Annotated in this window: 22 protein-coding genes and 1 other RNA gene; 6 read left to right on the forward strand and 17 right to left on the reverse strand. The window is 63.0% G+C overall.

The annotated features are described in order from the left end of the window. Positions 1–1,074: a Holliday junction branch migration DNA helicase RuvB gene (ruvB, locus tag AWB74_RS17570; protein ID WP_061148004.1), complete on the forward strand. Its 1,074-nt coding sequence runs from the start codon at positions 1–3 to the stop codon at positions 1,072–1,074. Here ruvB and AWB74_RS17575 read toward each other — a convergent pair. From AWB74_RS17575 to tyrS, 3 genes are read right to left on the reverse strand one after another with little or no spacing between them, the layout of a single operon-like run. Then, on the reverse strand, positions 1,071–1,721 hold the full coding sequence (locus AWB74_RS17575) for a histidine phosphatase family protein (protein ID WP_061148005.1): 651 nt from the start codon (positions 1,719–1,721) through the stop codon (positions 1,071–1,073). The two genes, ruvB and AWB74_RS17575, sit on opposite strands and share 4 nt — an antisense overlap. Next, positions 1,718–2,161: a D-aminoacyl-tRNA deacylase gene (gene dtd / locus AWB74_RS17580; protein WP_061148006.1), complete on the reverse strand. Its 444-nt coding sequence runs from the start codon at positions 2,159–2,161 to the stop codon at positions 1,718–1,720. The genes AWB74_RS17575 and dtd overlap by 4 nt, the downstream gene beginning before the upstream one ends. Continuing rightward, positions 2,158–3,405 carry a tyrosine--tRNA ligase gene (gene tyrS, locus AWB74_RS17585; protein ID WP_061148007.1) on the reverse strand — a complete coding sequence of 416 codons (1,248 nt, stop codon included), beginning with the start codon at positions 3,403–3,405 and terminating at the stop codon, positions 2,158–2,160. The genes dtd and tyrS overlap by 4 nt, the downstream gene beginning before the upstream one ends. 320 nt (positions 3,406–3,725) lie before the next feature. Between tyrS and AWB74_RS17590 the strand changes: the two genes are divergently transcribed. Then, complete coding sequence (locus AWB74_RS17590; protein WP_087039076.1) at positions 3,726–4,856, forward strand: anhydro-N-acetylmuramic acid kinase; 1,131 nt, start codon at positions 3,726–3,728, stop codon at positions 4,854–4,856. A gap of 53 nt (positions 4,857–4,909) precedes the next feature. On the opposite strand, the gene erpA is transcribed toward AWB74_RS17590, so the two are convergent. From erpA to rplM, 3 genes are all read right to left on the reverse strand, one after another. Next, on the reverse strand, positions 4,910–5,275 hold the full coding sequence (gene erpA / locus AWB74_RS17595) for an iron-sulfur cluster insertion protein ErpA (protein ID WP_061127160.1): 366 nt from the start codon (positions 5,273–5,275) through the stop codon (positions 4,910–4,912). A gap of 210 nt (positions 5,276–5,485) precedes the next feature. Then, positions 5,486–5,878, reverse strand: a complete 393-nt coding sequence (gene rpsI / locus AWB74_RS17600; RefSeq protein WP_061148008.1) for a 30S ribosomal protein S9 — start codon at positions 5,876–5,878, stop codon at positions 5,486–5,488. 11 nt (positions 5,879–5,889) lie between these two features. Next, complete coding sequence (gene rplM / locus AWB74_RS17605; RefSeq protein ID WP_035961695.1) at positions 5,890–6,318, reverse strand: 50S ribosomal protein L13; 429 nt, start codon at positions 6,316–6,318, stop codon at positions 5,890–5,892. Between the two features lie 590 nt (positions 6,319–6,908). Between rplM and AWB74_RS17610 the strand changes: the two genes are divergently transcribed. Continuing rightward, positions 6,909–7,331: an OsmC family protein gene (locus tag AWB74_RS17610; protein WP_061127173.1), complete on the forward strand. Its 423-nt coding sequence runs from the start codon at positions 6,909–6,911 to the stop codon at positions 7,329–7,331. A gap of 66 nt (positions 7,332–7,397) precedes the next feature. Here AWB74_RS17610 and rnpB read toward each other — a convergent pair. The 3 genes from rnpB to pyrC all read right to left on the reverse strand — a co-directional run bounded on the left by rnpB (position 7,398) and on the right by pyrC (position 9,720). Then, an RNA gene (gene rnpB, locus AWB74_RS17615) (RNase P RNA component class A) lies at positions 7,398–7,811 on the reverse strand. 18 nt (positions 7,812–7,829) lie between these two features. Continuing rightward, positions 7,830–8,636, reverse strand: coding sequence for a DUF3025 domain-containing protein (locus tag AWB74_RS17620; RefSeq protein WP_061148009.1), 807 nt, complete (start codon positions 8,634–8,636; stop codon positions 7,830–7,832). 10 nt (positions 8,637–8,646) lie between these two features. Then, the gene (gene pyrC / locus AWB74_RS17625; protein WP_061148046.1) at positions 8,647–9,720 is read right to left on the reverse strand and encodes a dihydroorotase; all 1,074 of its coding nucleotides are present in this window, start codon (positions 9,718–9,720) and stop codon (positions 8,647–8,649) included. A 183-nt stretch (positions 9,721–9,903) separates the two neighbouring features. Between pyrC and AWB74_RS17630 the strand changes: the two genes are divergently transcribed. Beyond that, positions 9,904–10,806 carry a class II glutamine amidotransferase gene (locus AWB74_RS17630; protein ID WP_087039071.1) on the forward strand — a complete coding sequence of 301 codons (903 nt, stop codon included), beginning with the start codon at positions 9,904–9,906 and terminating at the stop codon, positions 10,804–10,806. Positions 10,807–10,858: 52 nt separating this feature from the next. On the opposite strand, the gene AWB74_RS17635 is transcribed toward AWB74_RS17630, so the two are convergent. The 6 genes from AWB74_RS17635 to AWB74_RS17660 form a co-directional block, all read right to left on the reverse strand. Further along, entirely contained in the window at positions 10,859–11,584 is a 726-nt protein-coding gene (locus AWB74_RS17635) for an amino acid ABC transporter ATP-binding protein (protein WP_061148011.1), read from the reverse strand. Continuing rightward, entirely contained in the window at positions 11,581–12,258 is a 678-nt protein-coding gene (gene gltK / locus AWB74_RS17640; protein WP_061148012.1) for a glutamate/aspartate ABC transporter permease GltK, read from the reverse strand. The genes AWB74_RS17635 and gltK overlap by 4 nt, the downstream gene beginning before the upstream one ends. Beyond that, complete coding sequence (locus tag AWB74_RS17645; protein WP_061148013.1) at positions 12,258–12,998, reverse strand: amino acid ABC transporter permease; 741 nt, start codon at positions 12,996–12,998, stop codon at positions 12,258–12,260. The genes gltK and AWB74_RS17645 overlap by 1 nt, the downstream gene beginning before the upstream one ends. Positions 12,999–13,067: 69 nt before the next feature. Beyond that, complete coding sequence (locus AWB74_RS17650) at positions 13,068–13,961, reverse strand: glutamate/aspartate ABC transporter substrate-binding protein (RefSeq protein ID WP_061148014.1); 894 nt, start codon at positions 13,959–13,961, stop codon at positions 13,068–13,070. Positions 13,962–14,260: 299 nt separating this feature from the next. After that, complete coding sequence (locus AWB74_RS17655; protein WP_061148015.1) at positions 14,261–15,574, reverse strand: Glu/Leu/Phe/Val family dehydrogenase; 1,314 nt, start codon at positions 15,572–15,574, stop codon at positions 14,261–14,263. A 108-nt stretch (positions 15,575–15,682) separates the two neighbouring features. Continuing rightward, positions 15,683–16,654, reverse strand: coding sequence for a LysR family transcriptional regulator (locus AWB74_RS17660; RefSeq protein WP_061148047.1), 972 nt, complete (start codon positions 16,652–16,654; stop codon positions 15,683–15,685). Between the two features lie 262 nt (positions 16,655–16,916). On the opposite strand from AWB74_RS17660, the gene AWB74_RS17665 reads away from it, so the two are divergent. Continuing rightward, a complete protein-coding gene (locus tag AWB74_RS17665; protein ID WP_061148016.1) occupies positions 16,917–18,305 on the forward strand; it encodes an MFS transporter in 1,389 nt (462 codons plus the stop codon). 10 nt (positions 18,306–18,315) lie between these two features. Here the strand turns inward: AWB74_RS17665 and AWB74_RS17670 are convergent, their stop codons facing one another. After that, positions 18,316–20,199 (reverse strand): ABCB family ABC transporter ATP-binding protein/permease, encoded by a 1,884-nt coding sequence (locus tag AWB74_RS17670; RefSeq protein WP_061148017.1) that lies wholly within the window; start codon positions 20,197–20,199, stop codon positions 18,316–18,318. Between the two features lie 234 nt (positions 20,200–20,433). Here AWB74_RS17670 and AWB74_RS17675 point away from each other — a divergent pair, with 234 nt between their 5' ends. After that, positions 20,434–20,829, forward strand: coding sequence for an acyl-CoA thioesterase (locus tag AWB74_RS17675; protein ID WP_061127147.1), 396 nt, complete (start codon positions 20,434–20,436; stop codon positions 20,827–20,829). 10 nt (positions 20,830–20,839) lie between these two features. Here AWB74_RS17675 and AWB74_RS17680 read toward each other — a convergent pair whose 3' ends face one another. Beyond that, positions 20,840–23,962, reverse strand: a complete 3,123-nt coding sequence (locus AWB74_RS17680) for a sensor domain-containing protein (protein WP_061148018.1) — start codon at positions 23,960–23,962, stop codon at positions 20,840–20,842. Positions 23,963–24,125: the final 163 nt, after the last annotated feature.

Consider the following 24,125-nt stretch of genomic DNA (forward strand, 5'->3'; position numbering starts at 1 on the left):
ATGATCGAAACCGACAAACTCGCCGCCGAACGCGTCATCTCGGCCACGCCCGTCTCGCCGAACGAGGAAGCGTTCGAACGGGCGCTGCGCCCACACAAGCTCGACGAATATATCGGGCAGGAAAAGGCGCGCGGCCAGCTCGAAATCTTCATCGAGGCGGCCAAGCGCCGTTCCGAAGCGCTCGATCACGTGTTGCTGTTCGGGCCGCCCGGTCTCGGCAAGACAACGCTCGCGCACATCATCGCGCGGGAAATGGGCGTGAATCTGCGGCAGACGTCGGGGCCGGTACTGGAACGCGCGGGCGATCTCGCCGCGCTGCTCACGAATCTCGAAGCCAACGACGTGTTGTTCATCGACGAAATTCACCGGCTTTCGCCGGTCGTCGAGGAAATCCTGTATCCGGCGCTGGAGGATTATCAGATCGACATCATGATCGGCGAAGGACCGGCCGCGCGCAGCGTGAAGCTGGATCTTCAGCCGTTCACGCTCGTCGGCGCGACCACGCGCGCGGGCATGCTGACGAATCCGCTGCGCGACCGTTTCGGCATCGTGTCGCGGCTGGAGTTCTATAACGCGAGCGAGCTGGCGCGTATCGTGGCGCGCTCGGCGTCGTTGCTGAAGGCGGAGATCGTGCCGGAAGGCGCGCTGGAAATCGCGAAGCGCTCGCGCGGCACGCCGCGTATCGCGAACCGCTTGCTGCGTCGCGTGCGCGATTACGCCGAAGTGAAAGCGGACGGCATGATCACCGCCGACGTCGCCGATAAAGCATTGAAGATGCTCGACGTCGATCCCGTCGGCTTCGATCTGATGGACCGCAAGCTGCTCGAAGCGATCCTTCACAAGTTCGATGGCGGGCCCGTCGGCGTGGACAATCTCGCCGCGGCCATCGGCGAAGAGCGCGATACGATTGAAGACGTGCTGGAGCCTTATCTGATCCAGCAAGGCTTTCTGCAGCGCACGCCGCGCGGGCGTGTCGCAACGATGCTCACGTACCGGCACTTCGGCCTTGCCGCGCCCGACGCGGGGCCAATTCGCGATCTCTGGGACACGGGCAGCAATACGAGCAACAGCTAGGCGCGCTTGCGCAGACTGTCGTCGTCGGTGTCGGTCGAAAGATGCGCGATATCGCCCCACGACACGACCGTCGCGCCGCCATCCGCGTAGTCCACCACGTTGACGCTGCAATTGAGCAGCGGCCAGTTGCGCGGTTCGTGCAGCGATAGCTTCATCGCAAACCGATAGATGCAATCGAGCACGCCGCCATGCGCGACCACCGCGATGCGTCCGCCCGGATGGGCCGCGACGATCGGTTCCATCGCATGCACGATGCGGTGATAGAACACACGCTGCGATTCGCCATCGCCGGGTGGCGCGAAGCCGGGATCGCGCGTCTGCCATTCGATGTATTCGGCGGGAAACTTGTCGTTGATCTCGTCGCTGTCATGGCCCTGGAACGCACCGTAGAAACGTTCGCGCAAGCGTTCCGACAGACGCAAGCCGAGCCCGAGCGCGTCCGCGAAAGGACGCGCCGTCTGCTGCGCGCGTTGCAGATCGCTGGAATACACCGCATCGATCCGGCCATCACGCGTAAGTCGCTGTCCGAGCTGTTCCGCTTGCAGCAAGCCGTGCGCGGACAACGGAATGTCGATATGCCCCTGAATGCGCTTGATGGCGTTCCAGTCGGTTTCGCCGTGGCGGATGAAGAGAACCTGTGTCGTCATGGTCTTACCTGAAGCCAGAAAGTCACCGGCCCGTCGTTGACGAGCGACACCTGCATCTCCGCGCCGAACTCGCCCGTCTCGACGATCGGATGCTTCGCGCGCGCCTGCCCGACGAAGTAATCGAAGAGCCGCTTGCCCTCGTCCGGCGGCGCGGCGGGCGTGAAGCTCGGGCGCAGGCCGCTGTTCGTATCGGCGGCGAGCGTGAATTGCGATACGAGCAGCAAACCGCCGCCGATGCTTTGCACCGAGAGATTCATCTTGCCCTCTGTATCGCTGAACACGCGATAGCCGAGCATTTTCGCGAGAAGTTTGTCGGCGGTGGCTTCGTTGTCGCCGCGTTCGGCGCAGACGAGCGCGAGCAAGCCCGCGTCGATGGCGCCGGTCACGCGCTCGCCTACGCACACATCGGCGCGCTTCACGCGTTGAATCAGCGCAATCATGCCGTCAACGTAACGCGCGCGAAGCGGCGCTTGCCGACCTGCACAACGAACTCGCCCGCTTCGACTTTCAGCGCCTTGTCGGAGACAGTCGCGCCGTCGATCTTCACGCCGCCCTGCTCGATGTTGCGCAGCGCTTCGCTCGTCGACGGCACGAGGCCCGCCTGCTTCAGCAACTGACCGATCGCGACCGGCGCGCCCGCGAGCGTCACCGACGGGATGTCGTCCGGCACGCCGCCCTTTGCACGATGGTTGAAGTCGTCGAGAGCGCGTTCGGCATCGGCGGACGAATGGAAGCGCGCGACGATTTCCTGCGCGAGCATCACCTTGAAGTCGCGCGGATTGCGTCCGCCTTCGATCTCGCGCTTGTAGCCTTCGATCTCGCTCATCGGGCGGAACGACAGCAGTTCGAAATAACGCCACATGAGCACATCAGAGATGCTCATCAGCTTGCCGAACATCTCGGTCGGCTTCTCGCTGATGCCGACGTAGTTGTTCTTCGACTTCGACATCTTCTCGACGCCATCGAGGCCTTCGAGCAGCGGCATCGTCAGGATGCACTGCTGTTCCTGGCCATACTGCTTCTGCAGTTCGCGGCCGACGAGCAGGTTGAATTTCTGATCCGTGCCGCCGAGCTCGAGATCCGAATTCAGCGCGACGGAGTCGTAGCCCTGCATCAGCGGATAGAGGAATTCGTGGATCGAGATCGGCACGCCGCCCTGAAAGCGCTTGGTGAAGTCCTCGCGCTCGAGAATGCGCGCGACCGTGTAGCGCGATGCAAGCTTGATCATGCCGTCGGCGCCGAGCGGCATCGACCATTCGCTGTTGTAGCGGATTTCGGTTTTCTCGCGGTCGAGCACGAGCGACGCCTGCTCGAAATACGTCTTCGCGTTCATTTCGATCTGCTCGCGCGTGAGCGGCGGACGCGTCGCGTTGCGGCCGGACGGATCGCCGATCAGCGACGTGAAATCGCCGATCAGAAAAATGACGTGATGGCCGAGATCCTGCAACTGGCGCATCTTGTTCAGCACGACCGTGTGGCCGATGTGGATATCGGGCGCGGTCGGATCGAGACCGAGCTTGATGCGCAGCGGCTTGCCCGTCGCGGCGCTCCTCGCGAGCTTCTGCGCGAATTCGTCCTCGATCAGCAGTTCGTCGCAGCCACGTTTGGCGATGGCGAGCGCGCTCTTCACGTCGTCGGTGATCGGAAAGCTCTGCGCGGCGGAAGCGTTGGAATCAGTGGTCATGCTTGCGGCTTGTGAAGTCAAAAGGGTTCGATGACTGGCGATGTGGCGGCAGGCGCCGTGGCCGTGAGGAAGGCCGCTCAGTCGAGCGGCGCGCGCGGGAAAAAATGACGATATCGCGCGCAATTGCTTGTTCAGGCTGAGGATTTTACGCGATGACGCGGCCATTCGCGCCGTTTCATGTCCTGTCGAACCGTTTCCATCCAGATCGAAGTCAGACGCATCTTAACGATTCGCTCCGTAACGCGGATAATCCCCGCTTGAACGAGAACCGGCGGCACGGCATCGAAGAGGAGAGCAACGTGGGAAAGAAAACCGAAGCAATCGAAACCGGCAAGTCGGATGGCGTGTACTTCGGTTTGATGTCCGGCACCAGCATGGACGGCGTCGATGGCGTCGCGGTGCAGTTCGCGACGGGCAAACCGCCCGTCGTGCTCGGCGAGGCGCATGTATCCTTTTCGAAAGGTCTGCGCGACGCGCTCTTCGAGCTGCAATCGCCCGGCGACAACGAGTTGGAGCGCGAAGCCCTCGCCGCCAATGCGCTGGCGACGCGCTATGCCGTCTGCTGTCACGAATTGCAGAGCATGAGCGGCTACTCGGCGTCGAAGGTGCGGGCGATCGGCGTGCATGGACAGACGGTGCGGCATCGGCCGGAAAAGGGCTACACGCGGCAGATCAACAATCCCGCGCTGCTCGCGGAAATGACCAGCATCGACGTGGTCGCCGACTTCCGCAGCCGCGACGTCGCCGCGGGCGGCCAGGGCGCGCCGCTCGTGCCGGCGTTTCACGCGACGATGTTCGGCGCAGCGAACGAAACGCGCGTCGTGTGCAATCTGGGCGGCATCAGCAACATCACGATTCTGGCGGCGAACGGCGAAGTACGCGGCTTCGATTGCGGCCCGGCGAATGCACTCATCGATGAATGGGCGTTCCGTCACACGCAGCGCGCGTATGACGATGGCGGACAGTTCGCGGCCCAAGGCCGCATCAGCCAGCCGCTTTTGAACACATTGCTCGACGAACCGTTTTTCGATCTCGTGCCGCCGAAGAGCACGGGCCGCGATCTGTTCAATCCGGCGTGGATGGACGCGAAGCTCGCGGCCTTCGCAAGCCTCGCTCCCGCCGATGTCCAGGCGACGCTCACCGCGCTCACCGCGACGACGGTCGCCCGCGAGATCGCGCGCCACGCATCCGACACGCGCGCCGTGTATGTGTGCGGTGGCGGCGCGCGCAATCCGGTGCTGATGCAGATGCTTCAGCAGGCGCTGGCGGACAACGCGGTCGCGAGCGTGCCCGTCATGACGACCGAAGCGCTCGGCGTGCCACCGCAGCAAGTCGAAGCGTTCGCCTTCGCATGGCTCGCGATGCGCTGTGTCGCGCGCGAGCCGGGCAATCTGCCTGCGGTGACAGGCGCGGCGGGCGTACGCGTGCTCGGCGCGATTTACCCGCATTAACGAAAAAACGGAGCCACGAGGCTCCGTTTTTCTTCAGCGCCAGAAACGCGCGCTTAAACCGAGAACGACGAACCGCAACCGCAGGTGGTCGTGGCGTTCGGGTTCTTGATGACGAACTGGGCGCCGTTGAGGTCGTCCTTATAGTCGATCTCCGCGCCGACGAGATACTGATAGCTCATCGAGTCGACGAGCAACTGCACGCCCGCCTTGTCCAGCACCGTGTCGTCTTCGTTGACTTCCTCGTCGAACGTGAAACCGTACTGGAACCCCGAGCATCCGCCGCCTTGCACGAACACGCGCAGCTTCAGATCCGGATTGCCTTCTTCGTCGATCAATTGCTTGACCTTGTCCGCAGCCGCGTCGGTGAAGACGAACGGCATCGGCATTTCGGTCGTGGGGGTGTCGCTGACAGCGCTCATTCGAATTCTCCAATTAAGCTTCTAACCGCTATTGTAGGGCTGATCTCAATATCGTGCCGAATGTCCATGAAATCAATGGGCTATATGCAAATTCGACATCGATCAGCCTGCGCGCGCCAAAACAAAAAGCCGCCGGCACCTGAGTGCGGGCGGCTTTGCGGCAGTTTTCGCATCCAGGCCGGCGGACCAGCCCGGGCGAAGCCGAAGCGCTTAACGCTTCGAGAACTGCTTCCTGCGACGTGCCTTGTGGAAACCGACCTTCTTACGTTCCACTTCACGCGCGTCACGCGTGACGAAGCCAGCGTTCGACAGTTGCGACTTGAGCGTAGCGTCGTAGTCCATCAGCGCGCGCGTGATGCCGTGGCGAACCGCGCCTGCCTGACCCGTTTCACCGCCGCCCGACACGTTGACCTTGATGTCGAACGTGGTGGCGTGGTTCGTGAGCTCGAGCGGCTGACGCACGATCATCAGCGACGTTTCACGCGAGAAGTAGTCGGCGATGGGCTTGCCATTGACGACGATCTCGCCCTTGCCCGACTTGATGAAGACGCGAGCGACGGCGCTCTTGCGGCGGCCCGTACCGTAGTTCCAGTTACCGATCATGTGGGCTCCCCTTAGATCTCGAGCGCTTTCGGCTGCTGAGCCGTATGCGGATGCGTGGCTTCAGCGTAGACCTTGAGCTTCTTGATCATTGCGTAGCCGAGAGGACCCTTCGGAAGCATGCCCTTGACAGCCTTCTCGAGCGCACGGCCCGGGAAGCGCTCTTGCATCTTGCCGAACGTCGTTTCGTAGATGCCGCCCGGGTAGCCCGAGTGACGATAGTACTTCTTGTCCGTGGTCTTGTTGCCCGTGACCTTCAGCTTGCCGGCGTTGATGATGATGATGAAATCACCAGTGTCGACGTGCGGAGTAAATTCAGGCTTGTGCTTGCCGCGAAGACGGCGTGCCACTTCGCTGGCGACACGGCCGAGAACCTTATCCGTCGCGTCAATCACGTACCATTCGCGCGTCACCTCTTCGGCTTTTGCGGAAAACGTCTTCATGATCGATCCAAAAAATTGAATTGCCCTTGAACTGATTTCGACTCTGCGCTGTTCGGCCCTGCTTATATGAGTGCGCTCAGATCCAAGAATCCGACGCTTGCAGGCTCTCACAGGCCTCCCTCCGCGGGCGTAGGGCGAAGAGAACTTTGAATTATAAAGGGATTTCTGCTGCCGCGTCAAAGAATTGATTTCGCGCGCCGCATGAACAAAAAAGCGGACGAAAAAAAGCCCGGGCAACTGAGGCTCGGGCTTAATCCACCAAGGAGGAGGTGGAGGAGACAGGAACGAGTATAGGTACGGTCATGCTGCAAGGCAAGAAGATTTGCATCGCGAAATCGAATTTCATAATTTGAAATCTTGACACGATCACACGAAAAGCGGGTTTCTTGATTCATTTCATGTAGTTACGTGACGTACGTTGCCCAATCTCGCGGTCTAGAGGACTCGTTCGGATCTTTGAATAGTGAACCGCCTCGCCGAATTTCGCTGCGTCAACTGGTAATTGCTCGTAAGCAGCGAGAGAACCAAAGTCAATGAACCGCTACAATGAAGCCCTCTGTAACGATGCGTTGAGCAGCTGGAGCCTGAGCATGGAATGCAAAGTTAGCTGGATGGGACAAGACGGCATGGCGTTCGCCGCCGAAACGGGCAGCGGCCATCTCGTCAACATGGACGGCGCGCCCGAAGGCGGCGGCCGCAATCTCGCGCCCCGCCCGATGGAAATGGTGCTGCTCGGCACCGGCGGCTGCACCGCGTACGACGTCGTAATGATCCTGAAGAAGAGCCGCCAGGAAATTCAGGGCTGTTCGGTGACGCTCAAGGCGGATCGCGCGAGCGAAGACCCGAAGGTCTTCACGAAGATCCACTTCCATTTCACGGTAACGGGCAAGAACCTGAATCCGGCGACGGTCGAACGCGCGATCAACCTGTCGCACGACAAGTACTGCTCGGCGTCCATCATGCTGGCGAAGTCGGCGGAGCTCACGCATTCGTTCGAGATCGTCGAAGTCTGAGCACGAAGCATCCGCGAAAGCAAAAAGAGCCGACGTCGCGAGACGCCGGCTCTTTCTTTTTGATGTCGACAAAGCGGGCCGATAAGCCGGATTTTGTGCACACGCCCAGCCGAAGCCCGACGCGCGTGGCAATCATTCCTCTAGGCGCGCCATTGCTGACGCGCTCAAGCTTCCTACCCGCAGACGAAACGGGGGCCCCGTCCTGCATCGCGAGGATGCGCGCCTGCCTATTTGGAATTGCTCCGGGTGGAGGTTACCGTGCCGGAACGTCTCGCGACGTCCGCGGTGCGCTCTTACCGCACCGTTTCACCCTTACCTGATCTCCGGACTTGCGCCCGAAGCCATCGGCGGTTTGCTTTCTGTTGCCCTGTTCCGCGTGTCGCCACGGATGGCCGTTAGCCATCACCCTGCCCTGTGGAGTCCGGACTTTCCTCGCCCTCTGCGCCGAAACGCCGAAGCCGCGATTGCCTGGCCTGCTTTGCGGCATCGATTTTAACATCAGCGATTACGCCGGCCCGGGCGGAACACGGAGACATCGTCATAGAAATCGGGCGATGCGTTCGCCCCCCACCATCCCGGCACGCCCAGCACCGGCAGCGGCGCGAAGGCGCGGCTGTCGAGCGGCGCGTCGAGCACGCTTTGCGCGATGCGTTCGTCGATGAGCGCGCGGCGGCCGGCATCGTCGAGCGTGAAATAGTCGGCGGGGACATCGACGATCCACGCATGCCCCGTGCATGCCTTGTAAGGCGCGACGAGCTTTTCCAGCAGCGCATGGCCGAAGATGCGCGCCTCGCAGCGCGTACCCCACGCCGCGCGCTGGTCGATGAACAGCGCGCGCCACTGAAACCCGCGCAGCGAATCCGCGAGCGCTGCATCGGCGCAGGCGAAGAGCACCGCGTTCTCGTCGAAGAGCGTGAGCCCGTCGCGCACGCCGCCACGCGTCGGACCGATGCCGCGTTCATCGATCTGTTCCGCCTGGCGCGCGTTGAGCACCGCCTTGATGCGCGGATACGCGAACCACATCGAGCCGTTGAAGAAATCGTGGAGATTGTGACGCGTCGGCACGCGGCCGGTTTGCGCGATATGACCTTCGTAAGACGCGCCCGCCGGCAACTCTTCCTGCGCGATGAACGCAAGCGGCCGGCCACGGCCCGTGAAAAGCGCGGCGGCGGATGCGTCTTCGTTCAGCGTCGCGAGATAGTCGGCGTAACCGGTGAGCGCCGCCGCCTGCCAGCGTTTGCCGCGCGGCTCGATCGGCGCGAGCCAGGGCCGCGCCCAGTCGATATCGGCGAAACCCGCGCTCACGTGCGTCGTATCAATGCGCGTCCGAGAAGCGCCAGCCGATCGACTCGCCGCCGCGCAGCGGGACGATCGTCGCGTCGCCGGCGGTGAATTCGTCGGGCAGCGTCCACGATGCGCGTTCCAGCGTCACCTTTTCCGCGCTGCGCGGCAGGCCGTAGAAGTCGGCGCCGTGGAAACTCGCGAAGCCTTCGAGCTTGTCGAGCGCGCCTGCCTTGTCGAACGATTCAGCGTAGAGCTCGAGCGCGTGCAGCGCCGTGTAGCAGCCCGCGCAGCCGCAGGCGTGTTCCTTCAGGCCTTTCGGATGCGGCGCGCTGTCGGTGCCGAGGAAGTAGCGCGGATTGCCCGACGTCGCCGCCTCGACGAGCGCCACGCGATGCGTCTCGCGCTTCAATACCGGCAGGCAGTAGTAATGCGGCCGCATGCCGCCGACCAGCATGATGTTGCGGTTATAGAGCAGGTGATGCGCGGTGATCGTCGCTCCGATCGGGCCTTCCACGTCGCGCACGTAATCGGCGGCATCCTTCGTCGTGATGTGCTCGAACACGACCTTCAGCGCCGGAAAATCGCGGCGCAGCGGCGTCATCACGCGGTCGATGAACACCTTTTCGCGATCGAACACGTCGATGTCGCTGTCGGTCACTTCGCCGTGAGTCAGCAAAGGCATGCCGACTTCCTGCATCGCTTCGAGCGTTTTCGCGCACTTGCCGAGCAGATCGGTCACGCCTGCGTCGGAATTCGTCGTCGCGCCCGCCGGATACAGCTTCACGCCATGCACGAAACCGCTCTCTTTCGCGCGGCGGATTTCGTCGGGCGGCGTGTTGTCGGTGAGATAGAGCGTCATCAGCGGCTCGAAGCGTGCGCCCGCACCATCTTTCGGCAGTGCCGCCAAGATGCGGTCGCGGTACGCGGCGGCCAGTTCCGTCGTCGTGACCGGCGGCTTCAGGTTCGGCATGATGATTGCGCGGCCGAACTGGCGCGCCGTGTGCGGCAGGACCGCCGCGAGCGTCGCGCCGTCGCGCACGTGCAGATGCCAGTCGTCGGGGCGCGCGATCGTGAGCGACTTGGGCGAGGATGAGTTAGCGGACATGGCGAAGTGACGGGAGACGTTGGAATGGCGCACGTTCACGCGAAGACTGGAAAAAAAATCGCCGTGGAAAATCCACAACGCGTGCGCTGGCGAGCGCTCGCGCGATTTTTTCGCTCTTGCCTCGGTGATATGCTTGTCGGACGTATTGTAACAACCAGGCCATAAGCCGCCCGCCCCAGCATCATGTGCCAACTTCTCGGAATGAACTGCGCCGAACCCACGGACGTGACCTTCTCGTTCACCGGATTCGCGGCGCGCGGCGGAGTGACGGATCATCACGCGGACGGCTGGGGCATCGCGTTCTTCGAAGACAAGGCCTGCAGGCTTTTCATCGATCATCAGTCTTCCGCCAGCTCGCCGCTCGCGGACATGGTGAAGCGCTATCCGATCAAATCGAAGAACACCATCGCGCATATCCGCAAGGCGACGCAGGGGCACATCCTGCTCGAGAACTGCCATCCGTTCATGCGCGAGCTGTGGGGACGCCACTGGATCTTCGCGCACAACGGCGATCTGGTCGGGCATTCGCCGGAATTGACGGGCGTGTATCAGCCGGTCGGCACGACGGACAGCGAGCTCGCGTTCTGCGCGCTGCTGCAAGGTTTGCGCCGCGCGTTTCCGTGCTCGCAGCCGCCGCTCGAAGAGCTCTTCGACGCACTCGCCGACCTCACGCGCGGCATCACGCAACACGGTGTGTTCAACTTTCTGATGTCGAACGGGCAGGCGCTCTTCTCGCACTGCTCGACGCATTTGTACTATCTGGTGCGAAGCTGGCCGTTCTCGACGGCGCATCTGATCGACGCGGACATGTCGATCGACTTCGCCAAGTACACGACGCCGGAAGACCGCGTCGCCGTGATCGCGACGTCGCCGCTCACCGACAACGAAATCTGGACGCGCTTCGCGCCCGGCGATCTCGCGATGTTCCAGGGCGGCGACCTCGCGCGCTCGGTGAATATTCCGGTGCCGGAGGAGGTCGCGAAGAAGGCGGCCGTGCCGCTCGCGAAGGCGTGTGTCGGCTCGGCGCTGAAAATCGACGAGATCCGGTCGACGGCGGCGGTGGAAAGCGAACTGGGAATCGAATAAAAAAAACGGCGCTTCTTTTTCGGAAGCGCCGTATTCTTCTTCGAAGACGAGGTCAGTGCAAAATCTTCGCCAGAAAATCCTTCGCGCGATCCGACTTCGGATTCGCGAAGAACGCTTCCTTCTGATCGTCTTCCACGATGAGCCCGCGGTCCATGAAGATCACGCGGTTCGCCACCTTCTTCGCGAAGCCCATTTCGTGCGTCACGCACATCATGGTCATGCCTTCCTGCGCGAGTTCGACCATCACGTCGAGCACTTCGTTGATCATCTCCGGATCGAGCGCGGACGTGGGCTCGTCGAAGAGCATCGCGATCGGGTCCATCGACAGCGCGCGCGCAATCGCCACGCGCTGCTGCTGACCGCCCGAAAGCTGGCCCGGAAACTTGTCCGCATGCGCGCGCAGGCCGACGCGATCCAGCAGCTTCATGCCCTTCTGCGCCGCTTCGTCGTTCGAGCGGCCGAGCACCTTGATCTGCGCGAGCGTCAGGTTCTGCGTGATCGTCAGATGCGGAAACAGCTCGAAGTGCTGAAACACCATGCCGACCTTCGAACGCAGCTTCGACAGATTCGTCTTCTTGTCGGTGAGCGACTGGCCGTTGATCGTGATCTCGCCCTTCTGAAACGGCTCGAGACCGTTCACGGTCTTGATGAGCGTCGACTTGCCCGAACCCGACGGGCCGCACACCACGACGACCTCGCCCTTCTTCACTTCGGTCGTGCAGTCCGTCAGCACCTGGAACTGGCCGTACCACTTGGAAACATTCTTGATAGAGATCATCTTGCGACCTTTTTCTGAAGACTTTTGACGAGGGCCGACGCCACCACGCAAATCACGAAATAGCATGCGCCCGCGAACAGGATCATTTCGACGGACGTGCCGTCGCGGTCCCCGATGTTCGTCGCCGTGCGGAAGAAGTCCGCGAGGCTGATGACGTACACGAGCGACGTATCCTGAAACAGCACGATGGCCTGTGTGAGCAGCAGCGGCACCATGGCACGGAATGCCTGCGGCAGCACGACGAGCTTCATCGCCTGCCCATAGGTCATGCCGAGCGCGAACGCCGCGTTCACCTGCCCGCGCGGCACCGCCTGAATGCCGGCGCGGATGATTTCCGAATAGTACGCAGCTTCGAAGAGCGAGAACGCGACCATCGCCGAGGCAAGACGAATGTCGATGTCCGCCGACAGCCCGAGCACGTTCTGCAGCAACTGCGGCACGATCAGGAAGAACCACAGCAGCACCATCACGAGCGGGATCGAGCGGAACAGCGTGACATACGCGCCCGCGAACCATTGCAGCGGCTTGACGCCCGACAGGCGGAACAGCGCGAGCACCGTGCCCCAGACGATCCCGATCACGATCGCCAGCAAGGTGATCTGCATCGTGATCTTCGCGCCCGTCATCAGCGTGGGCCACTGCGCAAGCACGTCACTCCAGTTGAACTGATGCATTACTTGCCTCCGATGTAGCCAGGCAGCCGCGTCTTCGCTTCGAGCCAGCGCATCAACATCATCACGACGAGGTTGATGAGCATGTACGCGAGCGTCACCGCGATGAACGATTCATACGTCTGCGCCGTGTAGTCGACGAGCTGCCGCGCCTGCGCGGACAGATCCAGCAGACCGATGGTCGACGCGACCGCCGAGTTCTTGAACACGTTGAGGAATTCCGACGTGAGCGGCGGCACGATGATGCGGTACGCGACCGGCATCAGCACGTAGCGATACGTCTGCCATTGCGTGAAGCCCATCGCGAGGCCCGCGTTGCGCTGTCCGCGCGGCAGCGCGTTGATGCCTGAGCGCACCTGCTCGCACACGCGCGCGCCGGTGAAGAGCCCGAGACAGATGATCGACGACGAAAAGAACTGCGCGCCAGGCGGCAGTTGCTTGAACCAGTTGCCGATGGAAGGCGGCAGCAGCTCCGGTATCACGAGATACCAGACGAAGAACTGCACGATCAGCGGGATGTTGCGGAAGATCGCGACGTAGACGGTGCCGATGCCCGCCAGCGTGCGATTCGGGACCGTGCGCAAGATGCCGAACAACGAGCCGACCACGAGCGCGATCACCCAGGCCGCGAGCGACACGGTGATCGTCACCCAGAAGCCGGAGATCAGCCAGCCGAGATAGGTGGTGGGCTCGCCGGTCGAAACCGGACTCAGCAATACGCCCCAGTTCCAGTGATAAGACATGGACTCACTCCAAAAAGAAACGGAAGAAGCAAGCTCCTTCCGTTTCGTCTGTTCGATTATCCGAACCGGTTAGTCGATTGCCTTGTCATTCGGGCTCTTGTAGAGAGCCTTCATGTCGTCACTTTCAGGGAAGTTGAGGTTGAGACCCTTCGGCGGGATCGGGCTTTCAAACCACTTCTTGTAGATCTTGGCCGCATCGCCCGACGTTTCGACCTTGGCGATCGCGTCGTCGACGACCTTCTTGAACTCCGGATCGTTCTTGCGGATCATGCAGCCGTACGCTTCATGCGATTGCGGCGCACCTACGATCACGAAATCGTTCGGGTTGTTCGACTTGGCGCGCTCGCCGGCGAGCAGCGCATCGTCCATCATGAACGCGACGGCGCGGCCCGTCGACAGCGTCAGGAACGACTCGCCGTGATCCTTCGCGCTGATGACGTTCATGCCCATGTTCTTGTCCTGATTCATCTTGCGAAGCAGGCGCTCGGACGTGGTGCCGGCGGTCGTCACGACGGTCTTGCCCTTCAGGTCGGCCCAGTCCTTCACGCCGGAATCCTTCTTGGTCATGAGGCGCGTGCCGATCACGAAGATCGTGTTCGAGAAGGAAACTTGCTGCTGGCGCTCGGCGTTGTTCGTGGTCGAGCCGCACTCGATATCCACGGTGCCGTTCTGCACGAGCGGAATGCGGTTCTGCGAGGTGATCGGCGTGAGCTTCACCTTCAGATCCTGCATGCCCAGCTTCTGCTTGACCGCTTCCACCACTTTCAACGCGAACTCGTGCGAGTAGCCGACGACATTCTGCTTGTCGTCATAGTAGGAAAACGGAATGGACGATTCGCGATGCCCCAGCGAGATCACACCCGTGTCCTTGATCTTCTTGAGCGTGCCGGCGTCCTGAGCATAAGCGCTCGTTGCGATGAACCCGAGCGCGGCGACGAGCAGCGCAGCCTTTTTAACCTTCATTTGTTCGATCTCCTGTGGCAAAAAACGGGGCAAGTTTAGCAGGGTAATTATTCTGAAAGAATGATTGTTAACCCACGTCGTCTTATTTGCGAGACGGCCAGGCCAACCCGGTGCGAGCGCGCATATTACTGGCGTTTTTATGCAGACGCTTGACCGAACACAACTAGCTCGCCGACTTGTAGTTTTCATGCAAATGCGGGCGGCATTCCGTGAGGATATGCCGCCCGCATTTTCAAAGGGCGCGATCGCGGCCCGCTTGCCGCCGACCGTTCGCCGGATATGCGCTCGAGCGCATCGGATCAGGGATACAGACCGCGCATTTCGCGCGCCTGGAGAATCCGCGTACACGCGACGATGAACGCCGCCGTGCGCACCGACACCTTGTGCTCGCTCGCAACCTGCCACACGCCGGCGAACGCTTCGCGCATCACGCGTTCGAGACGCTGATTGATCTCGTCCTCGGTCCAGAAGAAGCTGGAGAAGTCCTGCACCCATTCGAAGTACGACACGGTCACGCCGCCCGCATTCGCGATCACGTCGGGAATGACGAGGACGCCCTTGTCGGTCAGGATGTCGTCCGCCGCGGTCGTGGTCGGACCGTTCGCGCCTTCGACGACGATCTTCGTGCGGATCTTCCCTGCGTTCTTCTCGGTGATCTGGTTTTCCAGCGCGGCCGGAATCAGGATGTCGCTTTCGATCATCCAGAACTCGTCAGCCTGGACCGGGTCCGCGCCCGCGAAGCCGCCCACGCCGCCGTTCTTCGCAACGTGATCGAGCAGCGCGATGGTGTCGATGCCCTTCGAGTTGTGGATCGTGCCCGTGTGATCCTGCACGGCGATGACCTTCGCGCCCGCTTCCTGGAACAGCTTGCCCGCGATGCCGCCGACGTTGCCGAAGCCCTGCACCGCGATGCGCGCGCCTTCGATCTCCATGCCGATGCGCCGCGCCGCTTCCGTGCCGACGACGAACACGCCGCGTCCCGTCGCTTCCTTACGGCCGAGCGAACCGCCGAGCGAAATCGGCTTGCCGGTGACGACGCCGGTGGCCGTTTGGCCCTGGTTCATGGAGTAGGTGTCCATCATCCACGCCATGATCTGCTCGTTCGTGTTCACGTCCGGCGCGGGAATGTCCGTGTTCGGCCCGATGATGATGCCGATCTCGCTGGTGTAGCGACGCGTCACGCGCTCGAGTTCGCCGCGCGACAACGTGCGCGGATCGACGCGGATACCGCCCTTCGCGCCGCCGTACGGCACGTTCACCGCCGCGTTCTTCACCGACATCCACGCGGACAGCGCCATCACTTCGGAGAGCGTCACGTCCTGGTGATAACGCACGCCGCCCTTGCCGGGACCGCGCGACGTATTGTGCTGCACGCGATAGCCTTCGAAGTGCGCGACGGTGCCGTTATCGAGTTCGATCGGGCAATCGACGACGAGAATGCGCTTCGGACGCTTGAGCGTTTCGAGCCAGCGGGAGAGAGAACCGAGATACGGGGCGACGCGATCGACCTGCTGCAGATAGTTTCCCCAAGGTCCGAGATCGTCGGCGTGGAGATACGACGGAATGGCGTGTTTTGCGTCCGGCGCTTGCACAGGTTGCTTCGAGGCAGACATTGAGGCTCCAGCGGTGAAGGAATTCGCTCATTGTCGAAAAACGGCGTTTCCAAATCCAATGCCGTTTCCTTATCCGATCATGCAATTTCTGCATAACGTCGCGGAGACTTACGCGGCGGGCTTGTCCGGCGATGCCTTCTGCAATTCCTCGCCGACCGCATCCCAGAGCGCGCGCATCAACGCCTGGCGCGGTTCCTCGCCGGTCGCCGCGAGTTTGTCCCGATAGAGCCGGATGTCCATCGTCAGCGTGAACTGACCGGCGGGCGTGCCGCGCGTGCCGCGATCGAGGCGCACGAGCCGCCCTTCCTCCACCGCGTCCTCGACGGCGCTGTGCGGCAGAAACGCGACGCCGTGGCCCGCGAGCGCCATCGCTTTCAGGCCTTCGGCCATATCGGTTTCATAGACCTTGTCGAGATACAGCCGCGCGGGCGCGGTCGCGATGATCACCTCCGTCATGCGGCCGAGATACGCATTCGGCGTGTACGACAGATACGGCACCGGCGATTCGGCCGTCGCGGGCAGCGTGAAGCGCGCGCGTCCGCCTTTGGTGACCGACGAGAACGGGCTGATCGGCTCGACACCGAGCGTGAGCATGTCGTAGCGCGCGGGATCGAGCGCGACCGGATGGCTCGGATGGTGATAGCCCATCACGAGATCGCAGCCGCCTTCGACGAGCGAGAGCACCGCATCGTGCACGTTGAGCGCACGCAACCGCGTGCGGATGCGTCCGAGCCGCGCCTCGATGTGTTCGAGCCAGCGCGGAAAGTACGTGAGCGAAAGCGTGTGCGGCACGGCGAACTCGATCGTCGCCGACGGCACGCCGCCCTGCCCGCGCAGCAGCGTGCGCGCTTCGTGGAATTGCGAGAGCATCGCAAGCGCCTGCTCGTAGAACACGTTGCCGGCCTGCGTGAGCCGCGTCGGATACACGGACCGGTCGATGAGTTCCGTGCCGAGCCACGCCTCCAGCGCCTGGATGCGCCGCGAGAAAGCGGGCTGCGTGATGTGCCTCAGTTCGGCGGAGCGGCTAAAGCTGCGCGTCTCCGCGAGCGAGACGAAGTCTTCCAGCCATTTGAGTTCCATTTCGACGGGCGCCGCCGGGCGCATAAAAGACGAAGACCGCATTCTAGCGGGCGCATGAACCGCGCGAAGGCGCGGCGCACCAACGGCAGGCGGCGGCGCACGCACGCGGTGCTTTTGTGCGCGACGCTCACCCGCGCGCTGTCGCTCGCATCCCGCGTCAGCATGAAGCGTCGAGCATATATGCAGCTCATTGGCATGATGCTTGCAGTTTTTAGGGCCGTCGCGTGCTCATCCGGCAGCACGCGCGCATACGGAACCCGCAATGTCCAATCTGATCGCATCGCTCAAGAGCGGCAACTGGCGCTCGCTCCTCGCCTGCTTCCTTTATTTCGATACGGGTTTCACCGTCTGGGTGCTGTACGGGCCGCTTGCGCCGTTCATCGGCCGCGACGTGACGATGTCCGCCGCGCAGCAGGGCTTTCTCGTCGCGGTGCCGGTGCTCGCCGCGGCCATCCTGCGCGTGACGCTCGGCAATCTCTATCAATCGACAGACGGGCGGCGTGTCGCGCTGATGGGCGTCGTGCTTTCGTCGATTCCGTCGATCGTGCTGCCGCTCTTGCCCGACGTGCCGTCCTATGCGCTCCTGCTCGTGCTCGGCGTGTTCCTCGGCATGGGCGGCGCGAGCTTCGCCGTCGCGCTGCCGATGGCCGGCAGCAACTATCCGCCGAAAGTGCAGGGGCTCGTGCTCGGTCTCGCCGCGGCCGGCAACATCGGCGCGGTGCTCGATGGCTTCCTGTTCCCGCATCTCGCCGATGCCTTCGGCTGGCAGATGTCGACCGCGGCCGCCTTGCCGCTGCTCGCAATCACGGCGGTTGCGCTGTATGCGTGGGCATCGGATGCGGGCGAAAAAACCGGCAGCACGCTGCGTGCGCTGTCGAGTTTCGCTGTGACGCTCGTCAGTTTGCTCGTGCTGGTGCTCGCGGTGCACGGCGGCGTGTTCGGCGGCGGCAAGGCCGGTGTGCTGCTGTTGCCGGTGATCGGCGCGCTCATCGCGATCGCGGTGCTGCCGCGGCACTATCGGTCGGTGCTCCGCGAGCGCGACACGTGGGTCATCATGCTGATCTACAGCATCACGTTCGGCGGGTTTGTCGGCATGTCGTCGTATGTGACGTTGTTGCTCACGTCGCTTTATCAGATGCCGAAGCTCGAAGCCGGCCTCTTCATGTCGCTGCTCGCGTTTCTCGGCGCGATCGTGCGGCCGTTCGGCGGCTATGTCGCGGATCGCGTGACGGGCGTGCGTGCGCTGCTCGTGCTGCTCGCCGCGATCGCAATCGGCGACTTCGCGTTCGCGATCTGGATGCCGCCGGTCGCGGGCGGTCTCGCGATTCTGATCGGGCTGTATATCGCGTTCGGTCTTGGCAACGGCTCGACGTTCCAGCTCGTGCCGCATCGCTGGAAGGGCAAGACGGGATTGCTGTCGGGGATCGTCGGTGCGGCGGGCGGCATCGGCGGGTTCTATCTGCCGGTGATCATGGGCATCGCCAAGGAAAGCACCGGCAGCTATCAGATGGGCTTCGCGACCTTCGGCGTGCTCGCGACGTGTGCGTTCGGCGCGTTGTTCATGCTGCGCGGCCAGTGGCTGCGCTGGTCGTCGACGGCCGCGCAGTCGCGCGATGCAGTCGCGATCGGCGGCGCACACGCGATGGAGTGATCCTTCGCGATCATTCGCCCAGTGCCGCCAGCGCCGCCTCGCCCTCGCCCGGCCCGGCGGCGCGTTGTTGTTGAAGCGCCCACATCTGCGCGAACAACCCGCCCGCGCTCAACAATTCCGCATGCGTGCCCCGCTCCACGATGCGCCCGTGATCCATCACGATGATCTGCTGCGCATGCACGACCGTCGACAGCCGGTGCGCGATGATGAGCGTCGTCCTTTCACGCGCGATCGAATCGAGTTCGCGCTGGATCGCGCGCTCGGATTTCGAATCGAGCGCGGACGTGGCTTCGTCGAAAATCAGGATGGGCGGGTTCTTGAGCAACGTGCGCGCGATCGCCACGCGCTGCTTCTCGCCGCCCGACAACTTCAGCCCGCGCTCGCCAACGGGTGTGTCGTAACCCGCCGGCAGCGCCTCGATGAAATCGTGGATATGCGCCGCGCGCGCCGCCGCGATCACTTCCTCGCGACTCGCGGACGGCCTTCCATACGCGATGTTGTAGTAGATCGAGTCGTTGAAGAGCACAGTATCCTGCGGCACGATGCCGATCGCCGCACGCAGCGAATCCTGCGTCACGTCGCGAATATCCTGCCCGTCGATCTCGATGCCGCCGCCCTGCGCGCGATCCAGATCGTAGAAGCGGAACAGCAAACGCCCGAGCGTCGATTTGCCCGAACCGCTGTGCCCGACCACGGCCGTCGTCGTCCCCGCCGGAATCGTGAAATCGACGCCGTGCAGAATCTGCCGCGCCTTTTCATACGCAAAGCTCACGTTGCCGAAACGCACTTCGCCGCCGCGCACGACGAGCGGCAACGCGTTCGGCGCATCGGGCACTTCGCGGCCCGCGCCGAGCAGCGTGAACATGCGGTCCATGTCGGTCAGCGCCTGCTTCAGTTCGCGATACACCACGCCGAGAAAATTCAGCGGGATATAAAGCTGCAGCATGAACGTGTTGATGAGCACGAGATCGCCGAGCGTGAGACGGCCCGCCATCACGCCTTGAGTGGCGCGCCACAGAATGAACACGAGCCCGACGCCGATGATCGTCTGCTGCCCGAAGTTCAGCATCGACAGCGAGCGCTGCGACTTGATCGCGGCCGCGCGATAGCGCTGCAGATTTTCGTCGTAACGGCGCGTTTCCCACTCTTCGTTGCCGAAGTACTTCACCGTTTCGTAGTTGAGCAGCGAATCGATCGCGCGCGAGTTCGCCTTCGAATCGAGATCGTTCATCGTGCGGCGAAAGTGCGTGCGCCACTCCGTCACCTTCACCGTGAACACGATATACGTGACGAGCGCGATGAAGGTGACGATCGCGTAATACGCTTCGTATTTCGTCACGAAGAACGCGAGCACGAGCCCGACTTCGACGAGCGTCGGCAGGATGCTGTAGAGCGAATAGGAAACGAGTTGCTGGATGCCGCGCGTGCCGCGTTCGATGTCGCGTGACATGCCGCCCGTCTGCCGCTCCAGATGAAAGCGCAGCGACAGCGAATGCAGATGACGGAACACCTGCAGCGCGAGTTGCCGCACGGCGCTCTCGGTGACTTTGGCGAAGAGCAGTTCGCGCAGTTCGGTGAAGAGCGAGGTCGAAAGCCGCGCGGCCGCATACGCGATCACGAGCAGCCCGATGCCGCCGATCAGCACGATGCCCGGCGCATCGGTCGCGCGTCCGAGCGCGGTGAGATGCTGCACGGACGCGAGGCCATCGACGATGCGCTTCATCACGATCGGCACGCCGAGATTCGCGACCTTCGCGCCGATCAGGCAAGTCAGCGCGAACGCGACACGCCATTTGTACGTGGTGAGATAAGGCAGCAGCGAGCGGATCGTCTGCCAGTCGTTGCGCGGGCCCTGGGCCATCGGGCCGGGCTCGCTGTTGGAGTAGCGGCGCATGAGTCGTATTGTGTGAGCGCGTCGCGTTGGGGCGCGGCGTCGGGGACGCTTATAGTCGAAGCGGGAGCACGTCTGGCGCATGCTTCCCGTACAATTTACTGCGAGCCGGTGGCGTCATCGAGTCATTGCCTCGCGCCGATGGACTCTTCACAAATAAGCATTGTCGCAGAAGGTTCAAGGGGCCGCTTGGCGCCGCGAGCCAACGCTTGCGCCTTGCAAACCGGAACATCTTTCATGGCCGATCAATCGACACTTCCCGAAAAGCACGTCGCGCTGCGCGTCGTGCCGCAGCCCAGCGACGCCAATGTCCACGGCGACGTCTTCGGCGGATGGATCATGGCGCAGGTCGATATCGCCGGCTCCATCCCCGCGAGCCGCCGCGCGAATGGCCGCGTCGCGACCGTCGCGGTGAATTCGTTTCTGTTCAAGCATCCGGTGTTCGTCGGCGACCTGTTGAGCTTCTACGCCGATATCGTGAAGACGGGCAATACGTCCGTCACGGTGTCGGTCGAGGTCTGGGCGCAGCGCATGAGCCTCGCCGAAGAACTCGTCAAGGTGACGGAAGCCACGCTCACCTACGTCGCGACCGACCGCGACCGCCGTCCGCGCGTGCTGCCGTCGCTCGACTGAGCACGCAGATTCAGTGAGGCAGCACGCCTTGCTGCAACAGGCCCGGTATCGCCTCGTGCGGCATCGGGCGCGAGAACAGATAGCCTTGCATCTCGTCGCAGTCGCGCTCGCGCAGGAAGTCGTGCTGCGCGTGCGTCTCCACGCCTTCCGCGATCACCTGCAGTTCCAGCGAATGCGCGAGCGCGATGATCGCCGACGTGATGGTTTCATCGTCGCTCGACTCGCCGATATCCGCGACGAACGAGCGATCGATCTTCAGCCGATGCACCGGAAAGCGCTTCAGATACGAAAGGCTCGAATAGCCCGTGCCGAAATCGTCGATGGCAATGCCGATACCGAGCGCCGATAGCTCCGAAAGCATCGTGATGGCTTCCTCGGCGTTGCGCATGATGGCGCTTTCGGTGAGCTCGAGTTCGAGATAGCGCGGCTCCAGGCCCGTTTCTTCGAGCACGGACGTCACGAGCCTTGCGATATCGCGCTGCTGAAAATGCCGCGCCGACAGATTCACCGACACGCGCGCCGGCGGCAGCCCGGCATCCTGCCACGCCTTGTTCTGCCGGCACGCCTCGCGCAGCACCCACTCCGACAGCGGCCCGATCAGCCCGCTCTCTTCCGCCACCGGAATGAACGACGCCGGTGACACGAGCCCTTGTTCCGGATCGCACCAGCGCACGAGCGCTTCGATGCCGACGATCTGACGCGAGTTCATGTCCACCTGCGGCTGATAGTGCAGCAGGAACTCACCGTCACGCAGCGCGCGCCGCAAGCGGCGTTCGAGATTCATGCGCGCGCCGACGCTCGCGTTCATCTCCGGCTGATAGAACTGATAGTTGTTGCGGCCCATGTCCTTCGCGCGATACATCGCGAGATCGGCCTTCTTCATGACGGTTTCGGCGTCGTCGCCATCTTGCGGGAAGAGGCTCGCACCCATGCTGCAGCCGACATACAGCTCGGTGTCGTCGAGCCAGACCGGTTCCGAAATCGCCGCGCGCGTGCGCTCCATCCACGCGATCAGACCGGCTTCGTCGGTGAGATCGGGCAGCACGACGACGAACTCGTCGCCGCCGTGACGCGCGACCGTGTCGCTCGACCGCGCCGAGCGCGCGAGCCGCTCCGCGATCACCGCGAGCAGCCGGTCGCCGACGCTGTGGCCGAGACTGTCGTTGACGTTCTTGAAACCATCGAGATCCATGAACACGACGGCGATCTTCGTCTCGCGCCGCCGCGCCGCCTCGATCGCATGCTGCAGCCGGTCCTTCAGCAGATTGCGGTTGGGCAGGCGCGTGAGCGTGTCGTAATTCGCCTGATATTCGAGCTCTTCCTGATAGCGCATCAGATCGGTCACGTCGTTGATGATGCCGATGTGATGAGTGGTCAATCCCTGCGCGTTCGGCACGGGCGCGACGAAAAGCTGGTTCCAGAAGAGCGCGCCGTCCTTGCGATAGTTGCGCACCACGACGCTCGCTTCCGTGTTCACGGCGAGCGCGCGACGAATCGCAGTGAGCCCGTCCTGATCGCCGTCGGGACCATGCAGGAAGCGGCAATCGTGGCCGATGACCTCGCTCGGGTCGTAACCGGTGATGCGCTTGAACGCCGGATTCGCATATTCGATGACGTTCGCGCCATCGACGACGCCCGTGATCAGAATCGCGTTGACGCTCGCGTCGAGCGCGCGGCTTTGCAGACGCAGCGCGAGTTCGGCGCGCTTGTGATCGGTGACGTCGTGATACGAACCGAGTATGCCAATGGTTTCGCCTTCGCCGTCGAGCAGCGGCAGTTTACTGGACACGACCGTGCGCAGCTGATCGCCCATCACGATATCGCGCTCGTGATGCATCTTCGGGACGGTAGTGACGATGACCTCTTCGTCGTCGGCGCGCACGAGATCCGCGAGCGCGCTCCACGGCAGCTCGTAATCCGTCTTGCCGATGACCTGCTCGTTGTACGCGAGACCCGCATCGCGCGCGAACGCGTTGTTGCAGCCGAGATAGCGCAGTTCGCGGTCCTTCCAGAACACACGCTGCGGAATATTGTCGATGACCGCTTCGAGCATCTCGTTCGAGCGGCGTGCTTCCGCTTCCGCGTTGATGCGGTCCGTGACGTCGTTCGCCAGCATGAAGATGCCCGGCCGGTTCGAATATGCGAGCGCGTGATGCGACACGTCGGCGCTGACGATCGCGCCATCCTTGCAGCGATAGCGCCACACGCCGGCCGGGCCCTGGCCTGACATCGCGGACACTGGCCGGTCGCCCGCTTCGGCGCCGCTGCGCGCGAGACGGGCGGCGAAGCTGTCGAAGTCGTCGGCATGATGCAGATCGCGCAGCGTCATGTTCATGAACTCCGGCTCGTTGAAGCCGAAGCGTTCGATCGCGGCCGGATTCACGGCGATGAAGCGCATCGTCTCGCGATCGACAATCCACATCGGCACCGGATGCGCCTCGAACATGCCGCGAAAGCGCTCGTTGCTGCGTTGCCGCGCGCGCACGACGCCGAGCTTTTCGCGCGACTGCCGCTCGTGGCTCGCGAACAAATAGATGAGCACGCCGCTGCCCGCGAGCATCGTGAAGACGAGCAGCAGCATCGTGCCGCTCGATGCCTGCGCGGACTCGTCGAGCGCGGTGATCGTCGCGTTGTCGATGCGCGTGCGCACGGCCGCGAGTTCCTCGTCGACGGCCTGCTGGTCTTCGCCCAGCGTGACGAACGCGGCATCGGCCCAGGCGCGGGAGTCGTCGGGCCCGGCGTTCTTCGCCTGCTCGAACGCGCGATCGGCATCGCGGCGCATCACGGCGGCGCGCTTGGTGAGCGCATCGAACGCGGCGCTCATGCCGGGCTCCATCGCGAACTGCGCGCGCAGGCCGCTTTCGAGCGCGTCGAGATGCGCCACGCGCGCCTGATGGCGCGCGTCGGTATCGGCGATGCCGGTGGCTTCGAAACGGCTCAGTTGCGTGAGCGATTCGCCGAGCGAGCCGCGATATGCCGCGAGATCACGCAGGAGGCTCATCGAGCGTAGCGTGCGTGCGTCGCTGTCGCGCAATCCGCCGATGCGTTCACACGCGACGAACGCGTTCGCGCCGAGCGCAGCCAAGACAACAGCGATGTTGACGAGCAAACCCCTGGAAAGGAATCGAGTCATGAGCGGCGGGCGAATCCTTTGATGCGCGTCGGACGCGCATCGAAAGGAGGCGCGTCCACGCGAATGCGCGGCGTGAAACCCGTCCACACCGCGATTGATGGATAACGCCCAATAACGGCACCGCTCGCCCCATATTTAGGGCTTGTCCGCAAATAATCTGATT

Source organism: Caballeronia arvi (assembly GCF_001544695.2).
Taxonomy (GTDB): Bacteria; Pseudomonadota; Gammaproteobacteria; order Burkholderiales; family Burkholderiaceae; genus Caballeronia; species Caballeronia arvi.